A 19,233-nucleotide genomic window follows, 5' to 3' on the forward strand; every position below is an offset into this window, starting at 1 on the left:
CGCATCACGGTGCCGAGGACGGCGGCAGGCACGTCGGGTCCGGCGGTGCGCCCTGCGGCCAGGCGATCGTCACGAACCGCTGACCGGCGTCCTCGGGCGCCAGCTCCACCACCGGCACCGCCTTGTTGTAAGGGTTGCCGTGGTTGTCCAGGCAGATCCAGCCGCTGGCCCCCGACACCCGCAGCGACCCCTTCACCCGTGGCCACTGCTCGCCCACGTCCGCGGGCTGCGGCAGCCGCTTGCCCTCCGGGGTCGCCTGCCGGATGCCGTGCACCGCCAGCGACATCGCGTCGTACGCGATGATGACCTGGCCGTCGGTCAGCTCCTGGTGACCGGTCGGACCGACCGGGCCCACGGGCTTCTTCCCGATCGTGGTCAGCAGGTCCAGCAGGCTCCGGTAGTCCGCCGGGGAGCCGCCCGTCGCCGCTCCGTCCTTCGCCGCCGCCCAGGCGTCCGGGTGCGCCAGCGAGGCGTAGCGGACCGTCACCTTGCGACGCAGCGCGCCCCGGTCGAGCTTCTTGTCGCTGCCGAGGTACGAGCCCTCGTCGCCGGTCAGGATCGTGAACGGGCGGCTCTGGCAGCCCCGGGCCCCGAGCGCGTTGATGAACTGCCGCAGCTGGGTGTGGCGTCCGGCGAAGAACACCGTCTCCGCGTCCGTGTCACAGATGAGGTGGGTGATCTGCTGGAACGTATTGGCCGTGGTGCCCTCGTCGTTCGGGTCCTCGCGCGAGGTGAACAGCTGCGGCTCGTACCGCGTGCCCTTCGTCAGCGAGGTGAACGCGGCCCGCAGCGTGTCCGTGTAGTGGTCGCCGGTACGGGTGTCCTGCACCAGCAGCGCCTTGTCCGCCTTCACCTTCCCGAAGTGCGCCAGCGCCCGTGCCTCGTCCCGGTTGGTCGGCGACACCCGCGCCAGACCGGGGAACGGATCGCCGGCCGGCCCGTTCGCGATGTCGTCGGCGGTGATCGTGGTCCCGACGACCGCGATGTGCGCGGAGGTCAGCTCCTTGATGGCCGAGGCGACCTCCGGACTGCTGGTGGCGACCCCGGACACGGCCCGCAGATGGTCCGGGGCCCCGGTCATCTTCTTCAGCCGGTCCACCGTCGGCCGCCACAGCAGGTTGTTCTTCCCCGTGTTGGCGAGCACCAGCCGGATCTTCGGCACCTGATCGTTCGACAGATGATTGGCCCGGTACTGCTCGGCGAACGCGCCCTGCAGCTCCCGCTGCATCTTCGTCTGCATGGCCTCGTCCGTCGACGTCAGCGGCAGCAGCAGGGCGACCGTCGCGTACCGGCCGGGCTTCAGGGTGTCGTTCTCCCGCGCGATGGCCGCGGCGACCTCGGTCAGCTTCGGCCGGCCGAAGTCGTAGGCGCCGCCGGAGACCCCCACGCACTCGTCGCTGCCCTGCGGCCGCTCCACCCCCGGAGCGCACGAGCGGTCCTCGGGAGCGGTGAGCCGGCCGATGCCGTACCAGCCGGACGTGATGACCAGGGCGCCCACCACCACGCTGGTGACGACCTTCTGCCTCGCCGTGTACCAGACGCGATAACGCAGTGGATTAGGCACGCGAACCACCGTCCCCCCGCCGCTGCCCGCTTCCGCCCGTGGCCGGTCCGTCCGTGCCCGACGCCCCCGGCGGCATGGAGAGCTGCCGCCAGGCCCCGACGTCCCGAGGCCAGTGCGTCGCCGCGTCCCACAGCACGCTGTTGCCCGTCGGATGCCTGCCGGACAGCTGTCGCAGTTCGTGCGCCATCTTGTCGATCACCTCTTCGTCCGGCAGAGCCAGCGGATCGGACAGCAGCCATACGGCGTGCAGCAGCCGGCGCAGCTGCAGCTGGAGCTCCACGGCCCGCTCGCCGAGCCCCGCGAGCCCCGTCTCCCCGTCCGGCAGCGAACCGGACGCCTCCCGGCCGAGCGCGACCGCCCGCCGGGGATCGGGACCGGCGTAACCGGGGGGACGCGGATACGGGGCCGAGGCGATGAACCGCAGCGAGCCGAGCCACGCCGTCACGTCCGGCTCGGTGAACCGCTCCCGCAGATGCGTCACGCAGTCCCTCGTCCTGCCCAGCACCAGCTCCTGGTGCAGCCGGTGCGGGACGCTCGGAAAGCGGCCCCCGGGCGAGTACGCCGTGCGCAGCGTCTCGTGCACCGCGCGCCACACCGCGTAGTACGGATGGTCGTCGTCATGGAAACGCAGCCGGTGCAGCAGCAGCGCGCGCAGCAGCGGATCGGCGACGAAGTGGTCCGGCCCGACCTGCCAGTCCTGCGCCCGCAGCGCGTCGCGCACCTGCAACGCCACGTCGCCGTCCGGCGACCGGCCGCGCAGCCGGGCCGTGGCCAGCAGCCGCGCCGACTCCTCGCCGTGCGCGGCGGCCAGCACACTCAGTACGTCGAGCTGCTGTCCCGGCAGCAGCCGCGCCAGCAACTCGTCCGCCACCCGCACCGGCGCGCGGTCCTCGCGCAGCTCCACCGTCCGGTCCAGCAGCGTCCCCGGCACCAGCGGGCCCGGTCGTGGCGTACCCGCGCGGGACGGCCCCGGCGCCAACGCCTCGCCCGCCGCCTGGGCCAGCAGCGCCACACCCAGCGGGCGCCCACCCGTCAGCCGGTGCACCCCGCGGGCCAGGCCGGCCGGGGCGCGGCCCACCGGATCGTGCCGGTCGAACGCCGCCTGCACATGGGCCGGGCCCAGCGCGGTGAGCTCCACGGCCAGGATCCCGGACGTCACCTCCGTGCCGCGGACCCAGTGCGAACCGTGCGCCACCTCGGGCAGCCGCCGGCGCACCGCATGGCTCAGCCCCTCGTGACCACGGGCGCGCGACGAGGCGAACACGGCGATCCGGTCCCGCACCCCGGCGGCCCGCTGCCGCAGCACCGGCTCGACCAGCTGTCGGCCCAGCCGCGTGTGCGCGTTGTCCAGCAGCAGTACCGGGCGGCCCCGGCGGGCACCGCGCGCCAGGCCCCCGTACGCCCGTACCAGGTCCGCGACCAGCGCGAGCACCAGATGGTCCTCGGCACGGCGGCGCAGATCGCCACCGCGCTCGAAATCGACCGCCAGCTGCCGCAGCCCGATCCGTCCGTTGCCACCGGCGTGCGGATAGCTCCCGTACCAGTCCGCCGAACGCCGCTGGAACCGGCTGAACGACTCCTCCAGCACCGTCTCGATCGTGGCCTCGGCGACCATCCCGGCCAGCGGCACGACGGAGTCGAAGGCGCTCGCCGCCAGCTTCGTCAGCACCTTGGTGACCCAGCCCGTCGCCGCGTCCCCCCGTGTGTCGACGGTCGCCAGCACCGGGCCCAGTGACTGCAGGTCCCGCTGCGCCCGCGTCTCGTCCTCCCGCGTCCAGGAGATCGAGGCGACCGCCACCAGGCCGAGGCTCAGCCGGGGAAACTGCACCGGCCGTGCGGCACGCACCTTCGCGGTCAGCTGGGTGGCGAGTTCCGGCAGCGCCGCGGTGACCGGGGTCCAGCCGGGCCCCGGGTCCGCGGGCGGTACGACCGCCTCGCAGTCGACCAGGGCGACCGGGGTGATCTCCCGGTACAGATGGCGCAGTTGCTTGAGCACGGCCGTCTTGCCCATGCCGCGGCCCCCGGTCAGCACGGCGACCGGCGGATCGTCGCGGTGCTCGTAGGGGACCCCGGCGGAGCCGTGGGGAGTGAGACCGGTCAGACGCGCCGCAAGTCCGTCGTTGCCGAAGATCGCCTCGCGCCCGTACAGCTCTCTCTCCACAGCACCCCCAGCGCCGAGGCCCGATCCGATCTGTCACATCGTCAACACCAGCATATCGGGAGGGTGTTGGAGCAAGGAGAAGATTTTCGAACGATCGGTGTCAAGAGGACGGTCCGAGCCGGCGGGGTCGTCGCCGGGTCGGCCCGACGCGGGGGGCGGGGCCGGTGCGATGCCGGTCCGAGGACGCGAACGACGACGGCCACCGCGTGTCGGGCGACAGGCGGTGGCCGTGCGTGGCGTGCGGTGGGAGGACCCTTCCGGTCACAAGGCGGGCGGCGCCGACTCCTCCGGTCCCGACTCGCGCTCGCGGCGCTTGAGCTCCTCCTCGCGGCGGCGCAGATCAGCCTCCCAGTCCTTGAGGAGCGACTCGTCCTTCTTGTTCTCTTCCTTCAGCGCCTTCAGGAACTCCGGATTGTCGTCCGGTGCCACCCACTGCGAGCGGTGGCTGCGGTGCCATTCGGACGGCGTACGGCCCCCCGCGGGCACCGCGCGCATCTTGCCGGCGGCCAGCCAGACGATCGGACCCACGATCCAGAACAGCAGGATGATGAAGACCCAGGCGATCTTCGGCAGGTGCTTGGCCTCGTCCTCCGGGGTGTTCAGGCAGTCGATGAACGCGTAGATCGTCAGCGCCAGCGGCAGGAGATAGATCAGGGCCCGGAACATGTTGGAAAGGTCCCCCTGAGGAGAGTTGGCGGGGCTTGTCCCGCCCCGGTGACGGGGCCAGAGTAGCCGGTGCCGCCGACACCCCATGGCGAGCGGACAAAACCGGCGGTGAGCAGGTCCGGACAGGGGGCCGGCCCGCGGGCCGCGCGCAGGTGAACATCCGGGCGTGTACGCCCTGCGCGGCCGACGGGAGGTGGGGTACCCCAGGTGATCGGCAGCGGTGATGACAAACTGGACGGCATGGCTTACGACGATCTTCGTTCCCTCCTCCGGGCCCTGGAGCGCGAGGGCGAGCTCAAGCGCATCAAGGCCGAGGTCGACCCGTATCTGGAGGTCGGCGAGATCGTCGACCGGGTGAACAAGGCGGGCGGGCCCGCGCTGCTCTTCGAGAACGTCAAGGGGTCCTCGATGCCCCTGGCCATGAATGTGTTCGGGACCGACAAGCGGCTGCTCAAGGCGCTCGGGCTGAAGTCCTACTCCGACATCAGCGACAAGATCGGCGGGCTGCTCAAGCCGGAGCTGCCGCACGGCTTCGTCGGGGTGCGGGAGGCCTTCGGCAAGCTCGGCTCGATGGTGCATGTGCCGCCCAAGAAGGTGAAGCCCGAGAGCGCGCCCGTGCAGGAGGTCGTGCTCACCGGCGACGACGTGGACCTGGACCGGCTGCCCGCGCTCTTCACCTGGCCCGAGGACGGCGGCTCCTTCTTCAACCTGGGGCTCACGCACACCAAGCACCCGGAGACCGGCGTACGGAACCTGGGGCTGTACCGGCTCCAGCGTCACGACCGGCGCACCATCGGGATGCACTGGCAGATCCACAAGGACAGCCGCAACCACTACCAGGTCGCCGCGAAGCGCGGGGAGCGGCTGCCGGTCGCCATCGCGTTCGGGGCGCCGCCCGCGGTGACGTACGCGTCCACCGCGCCGCTGCCCGGGGACATCGACGAGTACCTCTTCGCCGGGTTCATCCAGGGCAAGCGGATCGAGATGGTCGACTGCAAGACCGTGCCGTTGCAGGTCCCGGCACAGGCGGAGGTCGTCATCGAGGGGTGGCTGGAGCCCGGGAAGATGCTTCCCGAGGGGCCCTTCGGGGACCACACCGGCTTCTACACGCCGCAGGAACCGTTCCCCGCGCTGACCATCGACTGCGTGACCATGCGCAAGCGCCCGCTGCTGCAGTCGATCGTGGTGGGCCGGCCGCCGACCGAGGACGGGCCGCTGGGACGCGCCACCGAGCGATTCTTCCTGCCGCTCCTCAAGGTCATCGTGCCGGACATCGTGGACTACCACCTGCCGGAGGCGGGCGGCTTCCACAACTGCGCGATCGTTTCGATCGACAAGAAGTACCCGAAGCACGCCCAGAAGGTGATGAGTGCCGTCTGGGGCGCGCACATGATGTCGCTGACCAAGCTGATCGTGGTCGTGGACTCCGACTGCGACGTCCACGATCTGCACGAGGTGGCGTGGCGGGCGCTCGGCAACACGGACTACGCGCGGGACCTGACCGTCACCGAGGGGCCCGTCGATCATCTCGATCACGCCTCCTACCAGCAGTTCTGGGGTGGCAAGGCGGGTATCGACGCGACGAAGAAGTGGCCCGAGGAGGGCTACACCCGGGACGGGGGCTGGCCGGACATGGTCGAGTCCGACCCCGAGACGGCGGCGAAGGTCGACCGCCGGTGGAAGGAATACGGACTGTGAGCGCCGCCGAAGCAGCACTGGGCTCAGGGCCCGTACATCCGAACAGCAAGGTCAAGGCGTTTCTGCGGCTCGTGATGATCGAGCACTCGGTCTTCGCGCTGCCCTTCGCGTACATTGCCGCGCTGACCGCGATGTTCCAGGCGGACCGGTCCATCCACTGGGTCACGCTGCTGCTCGTCACCATCGCGATGGTGGGGCTGCGGACGTTCGCGATGGCCTGCAACCGGATCATCGACCGGGAGATCGACGCCCGCAACCCGCGCACCGCGAGCCGGGAGCTGGTCACCGGCGCGGTCTCCGTGAAGTCGGCGTGGACGGGGGCGCTCGTCGCCGTCGTGGTCTTCCTCGGGGCGGCGGCCCTGCTGAACCCGCTCTGTCTGGCGCTCGCGCCGGTCGCGGTGGTGCCGATGGTGGTCTATCCGTACGGGAAGCGGTTCACCCACTACCCGCACGCCATCCTGGGGATCGCGCAGGCCATAGGGCCGATCGGTGCCTGGCTGGCGGTGACCGGCAGCTGGTCCTGGGACGCGGTGATCCTCGGTCTCGCGGTCGGGATCTGGATCGGTGGCTTCGACCTGATCTTCGGCTGCCAGGACGTCCAGGCGGACCGGGCGCACGGGGTGCTCTCGGTGCCGGCCCGGTTCGGGATTCCGGCCGCGCTGTGGGGGGCGCGGGTCTGCCATGTGGTGACGACCGGGCTGCTCGTCTGGTTCGGGCTGGCCACTCGGGCGGGGCTGTTCTACTGGATCGGCATGGCGATCGTCGCCGTCGCCTTCGTGTACGAGCACCGGGTCGTTCGTCCGCACGATCTGTCCCGGCTGAACCGCGCGTTCTTCTCGGTCAACGGGTTCATCGGCATAGCACTGTTCGCGTGTGCCGTGCTGGATCTGCTGGTGCGGGGCCTGACCGTCTGAGCCTGCCCGGGGCCGTGTCCGGCGGATCAAGGACCTCGCCCGCGACGGACGGCTGCCCCGGGCGCGGGCGAGGCGGGTCGAGGAGGCATGTCACCTGCTGGGGTCAAGGACCGCCGCGTTACGGGTCCGTCCCAGTGGGCTGCGGGCGTTGACGGGTGCGGAACGGTGGCGGGAACCGCCGTCCTGGCCGGCCGGCGGCGCGGTACGGCGCGCCGTGTCCGGCCCCTGTTCCCCTTCGCGGACGGCGGCAGGGAGCGGGTGCGGCGGGGGCGGGCGCGGGCGGGGCATGCCCGGTGGTGATGCGCGTTGTGCCTGGCTGTGCGTGTAACAGGGGTGTATTAGCGGGTGGTTGGGCGGAACTGGTCGCCGGGCCGGGCGGCTCTTGGTGATCAGACATGCTCGCTCGTACCGACCGTGCCGAGCGGCCGACACCCCCCACTGACACTGAGGAAGAATCGATGCGCGTACAGAAGCTCACCTTCGCCGCCCTGGCCGTTGTCGCGGGTCTCTCGCTCACGGCCTGCCAGAACGGCGAGGACGACATGGGACAGACCGCCCCGTCGTCCCCGTCGTCCGCGTCGTCCGCGTCGTCCGCGAGCGGCGGTTCGGGCTCGGGCGGTTCGGACCAGGACGGCGGGAAGGACTCTGCCGGAAAGGGGTCCGGTGGGCAGGGCACGGCCGCCGGGACCGGCTCCAACCAGAACGGCAAGGTCGGCAAGTGCCGCACCGACGAGCTGGAGATCACGGCGTCGGACAGCACCGTCGACGGTGATTCCGATGGGACCGTCGCGGTGGAGCTGAAGAACGGCGGCGGCCGGGACTGCGTGCTCTCCGGGTACGCGGGCGTCGACCTGAAGACCAGCGCGGGGTCGCTGTCCGCCGAGCGCACCGGTGAGAAGGCCACCCCGATGACCCTCAAGGACGGGAAGTCGGTGTACTTCGGCATCAACTACCCGATCAACACGTCGGGCGGCTCCGGCGTCCGCATCACGGGGCTGGTCGTGACCCCGCCGGACGAGACGAAGTCGGTCACCCTCGACTGGCCGGGCGCCGCCACGCTGCCGGTCACGGACGGCTCCGGCTCCCCGGTGAAGGTCGGCCCGATGGGGAGCGCCGGTCAGGGCGAGGGCTGACCCGGACACCACGGGATCCGTCCGCGCCCTACGGTATGAGCGGCCGGGCGGGCGGCACCGTGCTCCGGCCGCGCGCGGGGCGGCGGAAGACGAAAGCCGCCCCCACGCCCGCCGCCAGTCCGAACAGGTGGCCCTGCCAGCTGACCGAGGTGTTGGCGGGGGAGAGCCCCAGCAGGATCGACGAGCCCCATATCGCGCCGATCACCAGGCCGACGCCGATGTCGAGCGGTCTGCGGTCCACGAAGCCGCGTATGAGCAGGTAGCCGAAGAGGCCGAAGACCAGGCCGGACGCGCCCGCCGTGTTGGAGTGGTCCGGCGCGACCAGCCAGACGCCGAGGCCGTCGACTACGATGATCAGCGCGGCCACGGCCGCGAAGCGGCGGATGCCGCCCAGCGCGGCCAGGAAGCCGAAGACCAGCAGCGGCACGCTGTTGGACGCGACATGGCCGAAGCCGAAGTGGATGAAGGACGCGGGCACGACGTCCAGCAGTTCACCGGGCCGGCGCGGCTCGATCCCGTACGCGTCCAGGGAGTGGCCGGTCGCCACGTCGACGACTTCGAGGATCCAGAGGAACGCCACCCAGCCCACCATCAGCTTGGCCGCGGCCTTCGCGCGCTCGCCCGTGCTCCACGCCGATGCGAATCGATCCGACGATGCGGCCACCGCTGCCCCCTGTCGTTCCGTGTCGCTCCTGTTTCCTCCCTCAAAACGCCTGAGGCCCCTTACTCGGTTCCGGTTCCGCGCAGCCGGATAGGCTCGGGTGCGTGGATTCCGGGAGTTCAGTGAGTCAGCAGCAGCGGCAGCCTTGGATCGTCGGGGTTTCCGGCGCTTCGGGCACCCCATTCGCCGCCGCCGTGCTGCGCGGTCTGCTGGCCGCGGGGGAGAGCGTGGACCTGGTGGTGAGCCGGGCGTCGCGGCTGACGCTGCTGGACGAGACCGGGATCGCGTTCCGCGACGCGCACTGGCGGGAGGACCTGCGCGGCTGGCTGGCGCGCGGGGCGGACGGAAAGCCGCACACCTTCGACGTGGACGTCGAGGGCGTACGGCACTGGGCGGCCGGTGACCTCGCGGCGGGTCCGTCCTCGGGGTCGTACCCGGCGAAGGGGATGCTGATCGTGCCCGCTTCGACGGCGTGCGTGGCCGGGGTGGCGCTCGGGCTCTCGAAGGATCTGCTCCAGCGGGCCGCGAGCGTGACGCTCAAGGAGCGGCGGAAGCTCGTCGTCGCGGTGCGGGAGACCCCGCTGAACGGGCAGACGCTGAAGCATCTGGTGAGCCTGGACGAGGCGGGCGCCGTGGTGCTGCCCGCCTCTCCGGCGTTCTACGCGGGGGCGACGCACATCCAGGATCTGGTGGACTTCGTCGCGGGGCGGGTGCTGGACGCGGCGGGGGTTCCGCACGACCTGTACCGCCGGTGGGCGGGAGAGCTCGGTGGCGGCTCTCGTGGCTCCGGGGGCTGAGTCTGTGGTCAGCGCTTCTTCGTGGCGCGGGGGTTGCGGGTCCTGTCGACCCGGTGCGCGGCGGCGGGCTGGTGGGCACGCGAGCGGTTGGCCAGGTCCTGCAGCTCGCGCATTCGGGCGTAGGCCATCTCGATCGTGTACACGGTGTTCTCACTCCTGAAGATTCGAAAGCATTTTTTTGGATGTCCGGGAAGATTTGCAGGCTCGGAAGCCCGCATGCCTTAGATTCTACACGTAGACTCGCGATACTGCTGAACAATGGAAGGTTTCAGTCATATGGACGCGGTGGACAGGCAGCTCATCCAGGCCCTCAGGGAGAACGGCAGGGCCTCGTACGCCGAGCTGGGGCGGCTCGTCGGGCTCTCCGGGCCCAGCGTCACCGACCGCATCAACCGGCTGGAAACCGCCGGTGTCATCACCGGCTACCGCGCCACCGTCGACGCCGCGTCCCTGGGGCTCGGTGTCACGGCCCTGATCGGCATCTCGCTCTCCGACGCGGCCGATCACGAGGACGTGGCGCGCAGGCTGAAGGACCTCGCGGAGATCGAGGACGCCTGGTTCATCGCGGGCGACGACTCGTACATGCTCAAGGTGCGGGTCGGTGACGTGGACGGACTGGAGAAGACGATCCGCCGGCTCAGCGGCACGAGGGGCGTCTCGCGCACGCGTACCACGATCGTGCTCTCCACCAAGTGGGAGAACCGGGTCGGGGAACTTCCCGAAGAGGCGTAGGCGTAACGTGGTGGGGCCCCCGGGGGACCGGGGGTTTCGCCCGGTATCACCTGTCACCGGGATACGCACAGCACGTCGACGACTGGGAGGCAGCCGCATGGACGTTGGGCTCAAGCGCGAGCTGGAGGAGAAGGTCCGCGCGGGAGAGCGGCTGACCCGTGAGGACGGCATCGCCCTCTACGAGTCGGACGACCTGGCCTGGCTCGGCGGTCTCGCCCATGAGGTGCGCACCCGCAAGAACGGCGACGTCGTGCACTTCAACGTCAACCGCCACCTCAACATGACCAATGTGTGCACCGCGTCGTGCGCGTACTGCTCGTTCCAGCGCAAGCCGGGCGAGAAGGACGCGTACACCATGCGCATCGAGGAGGCGGTCCGGCTCGCGAAGGCGATGGAGGGCGAGAACCTCACCGAGCTGCACATCGTCAACGGGCTGCACCCCACCCTGCCGTGGCGTTACTACCCGCGCTCGCTCAGCGCGCTGAAGGAGGCCCTGCCGCAGGTCTCCCTCAAGGCGTTCACCGCCACCGAGATCCACCACTTCGAGACCATCTCCGGGCTGTCGGCCTCCGAGATCCTCGACGAGCTGATCGAAGCCGGTCTGGAGTCGCTGACCGGTGGCGGCGCGGAGATCTTCGACTGGGAGGTCCGTCAGCACATCGTGGACCACGACACCCACTGGGAGGACTGGTCGCGCATCCACCGCCTGGCGCACGAGAAGGGGCTCAAGACCCCGGCGACGATGCTGTACGGGCACATCGAGGAGCCCCGGCACCGTGTCGACCACGTGCTGCGGCTGCGTGAGCTGCAGGACGAGACCGGTGGCTTCCAGGTCTTCATCCCGCTGCGCTATCAGCACGACTTCGTGGACATGAAGGACGGCAAGGTCCGCAACAAGCTCCAGGCGCGCACGACGATGGCGACCGGCGCCGAGGCGCTGAAGACCTTCGCCGTCTCGCGGCTCCTGTTCGACAACGTCCCGCACGTCAAGGTCTTCTGGGTGATGCACGGTGTGCAGACCGCCCAGCTCGCGCTGCAGCACGGCGCGGACGACATGGACGGCTCGGTCGTCGAGTACAAGATCACGCACGACGCGGACAACTACGGCACGCCGAACAAGCTCGGCCGTGAGGATCTGCTCGACCTGATCCGCGACGCGGGCTTCCGGCCCGTCGAGCGCAACACCCGGTACGAGATCATCCGCGAGTACCCGGGCCCGGACGCCGAGCGGCGCGAGTCACCGCAGCCGATGCGCGTCTGACCCGCACGCCGTCAGCGTCACCCCGCATGAAAGCCCCGGCCGCCGGCCGGGGCTTTCTCGTGTATCGGACAGGGCTTGAGCCCCGAGTTCGGTAATAGGTAATCTGCATCTATGACACTTACTTTTGAGTTGGATCCCATGTTCGACCGCACCCTGCGGGACGGCATCGCCGAGCTGTGGACCGATGTCTCCAACGCGGGCGGGGCGGTCGGCTTCGTGCCGCCCGTCACGACCGACGACGTCCGGCCCGAGTTGGTCAAGCACCTCGTCGCCATGGCCGAGGGGCGCACCCGGCTGCTGGTCGGGCACGACGAGGAGGGCGCCGTGGCCGCCACGGCCTTCCTGGCCTTCAACACCCACCGGCTGATGGCGCACTGGATCTGGCTCTACACGGTGATGGTCCACCCCCGACACCAGGGCAAGGGGTACGGGCGCGATCTGATGGACGCCGCGGCCCGTGCCGCCCGGGGCATCGAAGGGGTGGAGGCCATCCGGCTCACCTGCCGGGGTGGCACCGGTGTCGACCGGTTCTACGCGTCGTGCGGATACAAGGAGGTCGGGCGGGTACCCGACGCGATCCGGGTGACCGACGGGGACGACCGCGACGACATCATCATGCTGCTGCCGCTCGGCTGAGCGCTGCCGGCCCGCCCTCGCGGACCGGGCCCGCGGGGCTCGCCGGAATCCCTTTGACGCAGCCCTCCGAAGTGATCGATTCCGGGGCATGCTTCACTGGTCGGGCAGGATCGCAGGACTGTCGTACGTAGAGAGAGAGGCCAACTGTGTCCGCTGCCAGGCCGAGCGCGACAATTCGGTACACCGCGATGCGCCTCAGCATCTTCGTCGGCTGCTTCTTCGTCGCAGCCGTGGCCGTTCACTTCGGCCTCCTGCCCTCCGGGGTGAGCGGTTCCAACTTCATCTGGGTGATTCTGCTCGCCCTGGTCCTGTCCGCGCCGCTCAGCTACGTGCTGCTGCGCAAGCAGCGTGACGAGATGTCCGAGCAGATCGTGTCCACGGTCGACCGCACCAAGGCGAGGCTCGAAGCGAACCGGACCCGCGAGGACCACGTCACCCCGTGACGAACGGGTGAGGGTGGCGTAAGAGCCGCGTAAGTTTCCTCACACTCAGCACTTTCCGTACCGAACCCCGGTGCCGGAGCAGCCGCTCCTGTACTGGGGTTTTGTCGTTCCCGACGGGGGTTCGCCGTTTCCGCGGGCGTGTCGGGCGCTCCGGCGTGCGCGGTCCTGCCCAAAGAAGACCTTTGAGGTTCTCAAAGTTCAAGTGTTAACGTGTTCGGCATGGAGACAACTGTGCGCCCCCGGCCCGGCGCGAGCGTCGCGCTCGTGGGGCGCCTGCATGTCGACCTCTGCCGCTGTATGTCCGCGGTCTGTTGCCGCAACGTCTGAACCGGCACCATGCAGCGGCGCCGCCCCTGACGCGGGCGCCGCACCCCCGTCCCTCCGCACAACGTCCCCGTGCGCCCCGATGCGTCACATCAGGAGTGTGTCCGTGTCCGCGAATCCCGCGTCCACCGCCGCGACCGACAGCCCGTCCGGCTCCGGTTTCCGCATACCCAAGGTCCCGTTCTGGGCCCAGATCGTCGCCGGTCTCGTCCTCGGTGTCGTCCTCGGGTGGCTCGCCCGTACGTACGACATCAACTGGCTCTACACCACACTCGACAAGGTCGGCCACATCTTCGTCCAGCTGCTGAAGCTGGCCGTCGCACCGCTCGTCTTCTTCGCGATCCTGGTGTCGATCACCAACCTGCGCAAGGTCAACAACGCCGCCCGGCTGGCCACCCGCACCCTGCTCTGGTTCATGATCACCTCGCTGATCGCGGTCGCCATCGGCCTCGCGATCGGTCTGATCACCAACCCGGGTTCCGGCACCGGCCTCACGCCGAAGGACGGCAAGCTGCCGGAGCACGCGGGCTCCTGGCTGGACTTCCTCACCGGCATCGTCCCGGACAACGTGATCACCCCGTTCACCGAGCTGAACGTGCTCCAGATCGTCTTCATGGCCGCCGTCGCCGGTATCGCCGCGCTGCAGCTCGGCGAGAAGGCCCAGCCGATCCTCACCCTCAGCGAGTCCGTCCTGGAGCTCCTCCAGAAGGCCCTGTGGTGGGTCATCCGCCTCGCCCCCATCGGCACCATCGGCCTCATCGGCTACGCGATCGCCGACTACGGCTGGGACCTGATCGGCAAGTACGCGACGTTCACCGCCGACATCTACATCGGCTGCGCCCTGGTGCTGTTCGGTGTGTACCCGCTCCTGCTCGCCACCGTCGCCAAGCTCAGCCCGCTGCAGTTCTTCAAGGGCGCCTGGCCGGCGATCCAGCTGGCCTTCGTCTCCCGCTCCTCGGTCGGCACGATGCCGGTCACCCAGAAGGTCACCGAGCGCCTCGGCGTGCCCAAGGAGTACGCCTCCTTCTCGGTCCCGTTCGGCGCCACCACCAAGATGGACGGCTGCGCCGCGATCTACCCGGCGCTGGCGGCGATCTTCATCGCGCAGATCTTCGACGTCCAGCTGAGTGTCGGCGACTACGTCCTGATCGCGTTCGTCTCGGTGATCGGTTCCGCCGCCACCGCCGGTCTCACCGGCGCGACGGTCATGCTGACCCTCACGCTGTCGACGCTGGGCCTCCCGCTGGAGGGCGTCGGTCTGCTCATGGCCATCGACCCGATCCTGGACATGATGCGTACGGCCACCAACGTGGCGGGCCAGGCGCTGATCCCGGTGATCGTCTCGGCCCGCGAGAAGATCCTCGACCACGACGCCTACAACTCGGCCTCCTCGTCCCCCGTCGACGACGAGGTGCTCGACGCCGAGCCGGAGCGCGTGCCGGTCGCCGCGTAACGACCGTCGCTCGCGCCGAGCGCCCCCGGTCCGTCGACGGACGGACCTGGGGCGCTCGGCGTTGCGCGGGCTCCGGCCGACACCTCAGGGAGCGGTGCCCGAGGCGACGAAGAGGGGGAGGGCGAGGAACAGCCGTCCTGTCCGGGTCTCGGCCTGGAAGCGATCCGGGTCCTGGTCGCCGCCGCGAACCCCGCCGAGCGTCGGGCGGTGCTCGTCGGTGAGGCGGCGCGGCTGCGGACCCGTATCGCTGCCGCGCAGGCCTCGCTGGACCTGGTCGAGTGCGCGCTGGGCTGCGAGCACGACGACTTCACCCGGTGCCCGCACTACCGCGCGCACGTGGCACTGGGGCTCTGAGCAGGCGCCTGAGGCGCCCCCTGCGCGACAAGGACGCCGCCGTCCCGTCGGTCAGCGTGGAGCGTAGGCGCGCAGGAAGATGCGTACGCCGCCGGTCACCAACTGGTCGATCTCGGCGTCGTCAAGCCGCACGGCCCCGTACCAGGAACGGTGGTTGACGCGACCGGTGACCAGCAGGCCCAAGAGCTCGGCGGCCTCGTCCGGGTCGGGGATGTCGAGGAGGCCCTGTTCGCCGAGTGTGGCCAGGCGGGCGGCCAGGGCGCGCTGGACGGGGCGGTCCTCGGGTGACGGCCGAAGCAGCGCCGGGAAGTGGGACGCCTCCGCGATCATCAGCCGCAGGACGGCGGCGCGTTCGGCGGAGCGGGCGATCTCGGTCGCGAATGCGCGGCCGAAGTCGGTGAGCGCGGTCTCCAGATCCGCCTTCCGCGTGACGGGCCCCAGGGTCCGGTCCAGCAGTTCCTGGAAGGACGCGGCCTGCGTGGCTTGGGTCTCCTCCACGGCGGACAGGAACAGCCGCGCCTTGTCGCCGTAGTAGTCGTAGATGGTGCGTTTGGATACGCCCGCGCTCTGCGCGATGGCGTCGACGCTTGCGCGCGCGTAGCCCTCGCGTACGAAGATCTCGAGTGCCGCTCGCACGATGGCGGCACGCTTGGCGGGCGACCCCTGACGGAGGGTCGAGGTGTCGGGCACGGACGGCTTCCTTCCCCCGCGGCTATTACTACACCGTACAGTATAGGCGAACTACACTGCACGGTGTAGTGTCGCGATTATGACGAACACGACGACCGGCGCGCCGGCTACCGACCGCCTCGATCCCGCCGTACTGAAGCTCGGAGCGGTCATCGTGACCGGATCCATCACCGCGATGCTGGACATGACGATGGTCACGGTCGCCCTCGCCGACCTCACACGTACGTTCGGTGCGTCAGTGACCACGGTCCAGTGGGTCAGCACCGCCTACCTGCTGGCCATCGCCACGGTCATCCCGGCAACCGGCCGGTTCGCCGAACGTTTCGGCACCCGAGCCATGTGGATGTTCTCGCTCAGCGCCTTCCTCGCCGGTTCGGTTCTGTGCGGGGCCGCCTGGTCGATGGCAAGCCTGATCGCGTTCCGGGCCCTCCAAGGCATCGGCGGCGGCATGATCGTGCCGCTGAGCATGATGATCCTGACCCAGGCGGCTCCGCCCGAGCAACGCGGACGCGTCATGGGCATCGTGGCCGTGCCTGGACAGATCGCCCCCATTGCGGGACCGATGATCGGCGGTCTGCTCGTCGGCGCCGTCGGCTGGCGCTGGATCTTCTACGTGAACGTGCCGGTCTGCCTGGCCGCGCTCCTGCTGGCCCGGCGTGGCGTCCCTGCCGGCACGTCACGCCGGCAGAGCGGAGGCCGGCTGGACACGATCGGCCTGGCGCTGCTCTCCCCCGCCCTTGCCGTGATCGTCTATGGGGTGTCCGCGCATACGGCACGGCTGCCACTGCTGGTCACGGGGGCGGCTCTGCTCATCGCGTTCACCGTCCACGCGCTGCGCACGCGCACCATCGCCCCGCTGCTGGATCTACGGCTGTTCACCCACCGGCCGTTCGCCGCCGCGTCAGCGCTGAACTTTCTCTCCCGGTTGTCGATCTTCGGCGCGATGATCCTGATGCCGCTGTACTACCAGCAGGTCCGCGGCCACAGCGCACTGACCGCCGGCCTGCTCCTCGCACCGCAGAGCCTCGGCACGATGCTGGCCCTCCCCTACGTCGGAAAGCTCACCGACCGGATCGGCGCGCGCCCCGTTGTCCTCACCGGAATCGCCATCACCGCACTGGGCACGCTCGCGTACACCCAGGTGGACGCGCACACCAGCGACCTGGTTCTCGGTGTGTCCCTGCTGATTTTCGGAATCGGGGTGGCGGCCGTCGCCGTGCCGGTGTCGGCCGCCGCGTACGACGGACTGCCGCCCACCGCCATCCCAGGCGCGACGAGCGCCATCACCACGGTGCAGACCGTCGGCGCGTCGGTCGGCGCAGCCGTGCTCGCCGCGATCCTGCAGAGCCGGGAAGCCCACCACTTCAACACGCCGGCGCGCGCCTTCGCGGACACGTTCTGGTGGGTCCTGGCCATCACTCTGCTGACGCTGATCCCGGCCCTGCTCATCCCCCTGCGACGCAACGCGGAGCCGCGCTGACCTCCACGCCCGTCAGAGCGGCCCCACTCCCGCCGGAGTGACGGCTCGTCGGCCTGGACGGCGCCGAAGGTGACGGCGAGCCACAGCATGCCGGCCGCGGTGACGCGCCTCGTCCGGGCCGGATCAGTGCTGGAACAGGACCTCGGGGTTGTCCGGTGTCGGGCCGTCCAGGAGCGGCTGGGGCGTGCCCCGCAGATGCAGATCGAAGAAAGCCGCGACATAGCCCCGGGTGATCCGCATCGAGCGTTCGCCGGGGAGCGGTGTCTCGGGGTCGACGATGCCCAGCTGGTCTCCCAGTACGGGGACATCGGTGAAGGTGAAGTGACCGGAGCCGGTGACGGTCAGCCAGCGCTTCCAGCCGTCCAGCCGCGCCCAGCCCTCGTCCCAGCTCTCGTCCTCACCGCCGGGACGGTGGTAGGAGGCGGTGCCGAGCATCAGGAACGGTCTGCCGTCGAGTCCGCCGGCGGGGACCGGGTCGAAGAAGGTGCCGTCCATGTCGACCCCGGCGCGCACGCGGTGGTCGGTGGCCATCGTCGACGCGGTGGCGTTGCCGCCGATGGAATGGCCGGCCATGCCGATCCGGTCCGGGTCGATCATGCGGGCGTGACGCCAGGCCGGGTGACGGCCGGTCAGCCGGTCCAGTACGAAGGAGAGGTCCTTGGCCCGCCCCGTGGCCACGGCTGCGATCCCCGTCGTCTCGGTCTGTTCGCAGGCGGCGCAGGTGAGCAGGCGCCCGCCGGGGAAGGTGGTGCCGGTGGACTCGTAGGCGTGGTCGACCGTCGCGACGACGTATCCACGGCTGGCCAGGTCCTCGGCCAGGCCGGTCAGCGTTGTCCGCGGCGCGCCGAAGCCGGGGGAGAGCACCACCAGCGGGAACCGGCCGGGTGCCGGGCGGGCGGCCGTCCGTGCGTGGGTGAGGGTGGCGCTGACCGTGGTCGCGGGGACCACGTCCTCCAGGCCGCGGGACGCCAGCATCAGCCGGGCTTCGTCCGTGGTCATGTACGGCGCGGTCGTCGTGCCGCTGCCGGGCCGGGCCGGGTAGTGGACCGACACCATCAACTGCCTGGCGCCCGCGGCCGGGACCCAGGGGTCCGGTCGGCTCCGGTCGGTCAGATGCAGGGTGTCCCGGCCCGTTGCGTACGGTCCGGTCGGCCGGGGGACTTCGAGGGACGGTCCGGTGACGGCGTGCGCCGCGGGGGCCGCATCGGGACGGGGTGCGGGGGCCGGGGCGGCTAACGCGGTCGTGGGCGAGGCGAGCAGGACGGCCAGGGTGAACGCCGTGGCCGTGGCCCGGCTGCGAAGACTGATCATGGTGAGGACGCTACGGAACCGGCCGCGCCGAAACATCGCACCCAGGAGGGAATCGCCGTCCCACCACAGGGGGATGCCGGCTCCCGGGATCGCCCCGTGGTGGTACAGGGCGGTCCGGGGAGCCGGGAGACATGGCTTCCGGTGGAGGTGCGACCGGCCGCTCGGCGGCCGCGGAAGCTCTCTGCGTACGACGGGCGTGGGGCCTGCGCCGTACTCTTGCCGAGGAGCGGGGCAGCGGGGGCGGGAGGAAGTCGGACGTGGGTGCTGTGAAGAGCAAACGGATGCCGCGTGCCGTGCGCGAGCAGCAGATGATGGACGCCGCGGTACGGACGTTCGGGCAGCGCGGATACCGGGCTGCCTCGATGGACGAGATCGCGGAATTGGCCGGGGTGTCCAAGCCGCTGGTCTATCTGTATCTGAATTCCAAGGAGGAGCTCTTCACCGCGTGCATCCAGCGCGAGGCGAAAGCGCTGGTCGCAGCGGTCCGGTCGGGGGTGGAGCCGGAGCTTCCGGCGGATCGGCAACTGTGGGCGGGGCTGCGGGCGTTCTTCACGCACACCGCGGAGAACCCGGACGGCTGGGCGGTACTGCACCGGCAGGCGCGTACGCACGGGGAGCCGTTCGTCACCGAGGTCATGGTGATGCGCGACGAGATCGTTGCGTTCGTGACGGGTCTGATCGGTGCGGCGGCCCGTGAGGCCCACCATGATCCGGCACTGCCGGACCGCGATGTGGCGGGTCTGGCGCAGGCCCTCGTGGGGTCCGCGGAGTCGCTTGCCGGCTGGGCCAACGACACCCCGGGCGTCTGTGCGAAGGAAGCCGCGGCCACCCTGATGAACTTTGCCTGGGCGGGTCTGGGAAACCTCATGCAGGGGCGCCCCTGGCTGCCGCCGAACCAGCCCACCGATCAGAGCTAGGACCTCTCGTTCGCGTCATGCCGGGCTGATACGAACAA

At 70.3% G+C, this 19,233-nt stretch carries 19 protein-coding genes; 11 read left to right on the forward strand and 8 right to left on the reverse strand.

What is annotated here, in order from left to right; genetic code table 11:
- Positions 1–4 precede the first annotated feature (4 nt).
- The 3 genes from ACF1B9_RS13705 to ACF1B9_RS13715 form a co-directional block, all read right to left on the reverse strand.
- Positions 5–1,564, reverse strand: coding sequence for a hypothetical protein (locus ACF1B9_RS13705; protein ID WP_391742565.1), 1,560 nt, complete (start codon positions 1,562–1,564; stop codon positions 5–7).
- On the reverse strand, positions 1,557–3,725 hold the full coding sequence (locus ACF1B9_RS13710) for a hypothetical protein (protein WP_391742563.1): 2,169 nt from the start codon (positions 3,723–3,725) through the stop codon (positions 1,557–1,559). Before ACF1B9_RS13710 ends, ACF1B9_RS13705 begins: the two co-directional genes overlap by 8 nt.
- Before the next feature lie 261 nt (positions 3,726–3,986).
- Positions 3,987–4,391: a PLD nuclease N-terminal domain-containing protein gene (locus ACF1B9_RS13715; RefSeq protein WP_391742561.1), complete on the reverse strand. Its 405-nt coding sequence runs from the start codon at positions 4,389–4,391 to the stop codon at positions 3,987–3,989.
- A gap of 240 nt (positions 4,392–4,631) precedes the next feature.
- Between ACF1B9_RS13715 and ACF1B9_RS13720 the strand changes: the two genes are divergently transcribed.
- The 3 genes from ACF1B9_RS13720 to ACF1B9_RS13730 all read left to right on the forward strand — a co-directional run bounded on the left by ACF1B9_RS13720 (position 4,632) and on the right by ACF1B9_RS13730 (position 8,136).
- Positions 4,632–6,089, forward strand: coding sequence for a menaquinone biosynthesis decarboxylase (locus ACF1B9_RS13720; RefSeq protein ID WP_391742560.1), 1,458 nt, complete (start codon positions 4,632–4,634; stop codon positions 6,087–6,089).
- Complete coding sequence (mqnP, locus tag ACF1B9_RS13725) at positions 6,086–7,003, forward strand: menaquinone biosynthesis prenyltransferase MqnP (protein ID WP_391742558.1); 918 nt, start codon at positions 6,086–6,088, stop codon at positions 7,001–7,003. The genes ACF1B9_RS13720 and mqnP overlap by 4 nt, the downstream gene beginning before the upstream one ends.
- Before the next feature lie 458 nt (positions 7,004–7,461).
- Entirely contained in the window at positions 7,462–8,136 is a 675-nt protein-coding gene (locus tag ACF1B9_RS13730) for a DUF4232 domain-containing protein (RefSeq protein ID WP_391742557.1), read from the forward strand.
- A 28-nt stretch (positions 8,137–8,164) separates the two neighbouring features.
- Here the strand turns inward: ACF1B9_RS13730 and ACF1B9_RS13735 are convergent, their stop codons facing one another.
- Positions 8,165–8,728: a rhomboid family intramembrane serine protease gene (locus tag ACF1B9_RS13735; protein WP_391742670.1), complete on the reverse strand. Its 564-nt coding sequence runs from the start codon at positions 8,726–8,728 to the stop codon at positions 8,165–8,167.
- Positions 8,729–8,919: 191 nt separating this feature from the next.
- Between ACF1B9_RS13735 and ACF1B9_RS13740 the strand changes: the two genes are divergently transcribed.
- On the forward strand, positions 8,920–9,594 hold the full coding sequence (locus ACF1B9_RS13740; protein ID WP_391742556.1) for a UbiX family flavin prenyltransferase: 675 nt from the start codon (positions 8,920–8,922) through the stop codon (positions 9,592–9,594).
- Between the two features lie 8 nt (positions 9,595–9,602).
- On the opposite strand, the gene ACF1B9_RS13745 is transcribed toward ACF1B9_RS13740, so the two are convergent.
- Positions 9,603–9,737, reverse strand: coding sequence for a hypothetical protein (locus ACF1B9_RS13745; RefSeq protein ID WP_351080102.1), 135 nt, complete (start codon positions 9,735–9,737; stop codon positions 9,603–9,605).
- A gap of 133 nt (positions 9,738–9,870) precedes the next feature.
- Between ACF1B9_RS13745 and ACF1B9_RS13750 the strand changes: the two genes are divergently transcribed.
- The 5 genes from ACF1B9_RS13750 to ACF1B9_RS13770 all read left to right on the forward strand — a co-directional run bounded on the left by ACF1B9_RS13750 (position 9,871) and on the right by ACF1B9_RS13770 (position 14,443).
- The gene (locus ACF1B9_RS13750; RefSeq protein WP_351080104.1) at positions 9,871–10,326 is read left to right on the forward strand and encodes an Lrp/AsnC family transcriptional regulator; all 456 of its coding nucleotides are present in this window, start codon (positions 9,871–9,873) and stop codon (positions 10,324–10,326) included.
- 97 nt (positions 10,327–10,423) lie between these two features.
- Entirely contained in the window at positions 10,424–11,587 is a 1,164-nt protein-coding gene (mqnE, locus tag ACF1B9_RS13755) for an aminofutalosine synthase MqnE (protein ID WP_335937079.1), read from the forward strand.
- Positions 11,588–11,698: 111 nt separating this feature from the next.
- Positions 11,699–12,223, forward strand: coding sequence for a GNAT family N-acetyltransferase (locus ACF1B9_RS13760; RefSeq protein WP_391742554.1), 525 nt, complete (start codon positions 11,699–11,701; stop codon positions 12,221–12,223).
- A 146-nt stretch (positions 12,224–12,369) separates the two neighbouring features.
- Positions 12,370–12,666, forward strand: coding sequence for a DUF4229 domain-containing protein (locus tag ACF1B9_RS13765; protein WP_391742552.1), 297 nt, complete (start codon positions 12,370–12,372; stop codon positions 12,664–12,666).
- Positions 12,667–13,096: 430 nt separating this feature from the next.
- Entirely contained in the window at positions 13,097–14,443 is a 1,347-nt protein-coding gene (locus ACF1B9_RS13770; RefSeq protein ID WP_391742550.1) for a dicarboxylate/amino acid:cation symporter, read from the forward strand.
- Positions 14,444–14,527: 84 nt separating this feature from the next.
- Here the strand turns inward: ACF1B9_RS13770 and ACF1B9_RS13775 are convergent, their stop codons facing one another.
- Together ACF1B9_RS13775 and ACF1B9_RS13780 are read right to left on the reverse strand one after the other, a co-directional pair.
- Complete coding sequence (locus tag ACF1B9_RS13775; protein WP_391742549.1) at positions 14,528–14,743, reverse strand: hypothetical protein; 216 nt, start codon at positions 14,741–14,743, stop codon at positions 14,528–14,530.
- A gap of 105 nt (positions 14,744–14,848) precedes the next feature.
- The gene (locus tag ACF1B9_RS13780) at positions 14,849–15,487 is read right to left on the reverse strand and encodes a TetR/AcrR family transcriptional regulator (protein ID WP_391742548.1); all 639 of its coding nucleotides are present in this window, start codon (positions 15,485–15,487) and stop codon (positions 14,849–14,851) included.
- A 79-nt stretch (positions 15,488–15,566) separates the two neighbouring features.
- Here ACF1B9_RS13780 and ACF1B9_RS13785 point away from each other — a divergent pair, with 79 nt between their 5' ends.
- Positions 15,567–16,967, forward strand: coding sequence for an MDR family MFS transporter (locus ACF1B9_RS13785; RefSeq protein ID WP_391742546.1), 1,401 nt, complete (start codon positions 15,567–15,569; stop codon positions 16,965–16,967).
- Positions 16,968–17,090: 123 nt separating this feature from the next.
- Here the strand turns inward: ACF1B9_RS13785 and ACF1B9_RS13790 are convergent, their stop codons facing one another.
- Positions 17,091–18,278, reverse strand: coding sequence for an alpha/beta hydrolase family protein (locus ACF1B9_RS13790; protein WP_391742545.1), 1,188 nt, complete (start codon positions 18,276–18,278; stop codon positions 17,091–17,093).
- Between the two features lie 281 nt (positions 18,279–18,559).
- Between ACF1B9_RS13790 and ACF1B9_RS13795 the strand changes: the two genes are divergently transcribed.
- A complete protein-coding gene (locus ACF1B9_RS13795) occupies positions 18,560–19,195 on the forward strand; it encodes a TetR/AcrR family transcriptional regulator (RefSeq protein WP_391742669.1) in 636 nt (211 codons plus the stop codon).
- Positions 19,196–19,233 lie beyond the last annotated feature (38 nt).

This window comes from Streptomyces sp. NPDC014727 (assembly GCF_043083485.1).
In the GTDB taxonomy this organism is placed as follows: Bacteria; Actinomycetota; Actinomycetes; order Streptomycetales; family Streptomycetaceae; genus Streptomyces.

Coding starts and splice junctions, on each gene's coding strand:
- mqnE (WP_335937079.1), top strand. CDS start 10,424: ATGGACGTTGGGCTCAAGCGCGAGCTGGAGGAGAAGGTCCGCGCGGGA.
- ACF1B9_RS13785 (WP_391742546.1), top strand. CDS start 15,567: ATGACGAACACGACGACCGGCGCGCCGGCTACCGACCGCCTCGATCCC.
- ACF1B9_RS13760 (WP_391742554.1), top strand. CDS start 11,699: ATGACACTTACTTTTGAGTTGGATCCCATGTTCGACCGCACCCTGCGG.
- ACF1B9_RS13720 (WP_391742560.1), top strand. CDS start 4,632: ATGGCTTACGACGATCTTCGTTCCCTCCTCCGGGCCCTGGAGCGCGAG.
- ACF1B9_RS13750 (WP_351080104.1), top strand. CDS start 9,871: ATGGACGCGGTGGACAGGCAGCTCATCCAGGCCCTCAGGGAGAACGGC.
- ACF1B9_RS13730 (WP_391742557.1), top strand. CDS start 7,462: ATGCGCGTACAGAAGCTCACCTTCGCCGCCCTGGCCGTTGTCGCGGGT.
- ACF1B9_RS13715 (WP_391742561.1), bottom strand. CDS start 4,391: ATGTTCCGGGCCCTGATCTATCTCCTGCCGCTGGCGCTGACGATCTAC.
- ACF1B9_RS13795 (WP_391742669.1), top strand. CDS start 18,560: ATGCCGCGTGCCGTGCGCGAGCAGCAGATGATGGACGCCGCGGTACGG.
- ACF1B9_RS13790 (WP_391742545.1), bottom strand. CDS start 18,278: ATGATCAGTCTTCGCAGCCGGGCCACGGCCACGGCGTTCACCCTGGCC.
- ACF1B9_RS13735 (WP_391742670.1), bottom strand. CDS start 8,728: ATGGTGGGCTGGGTGGCGTTCCTCTGGATCCTCGAAGTCGTCGACGTG.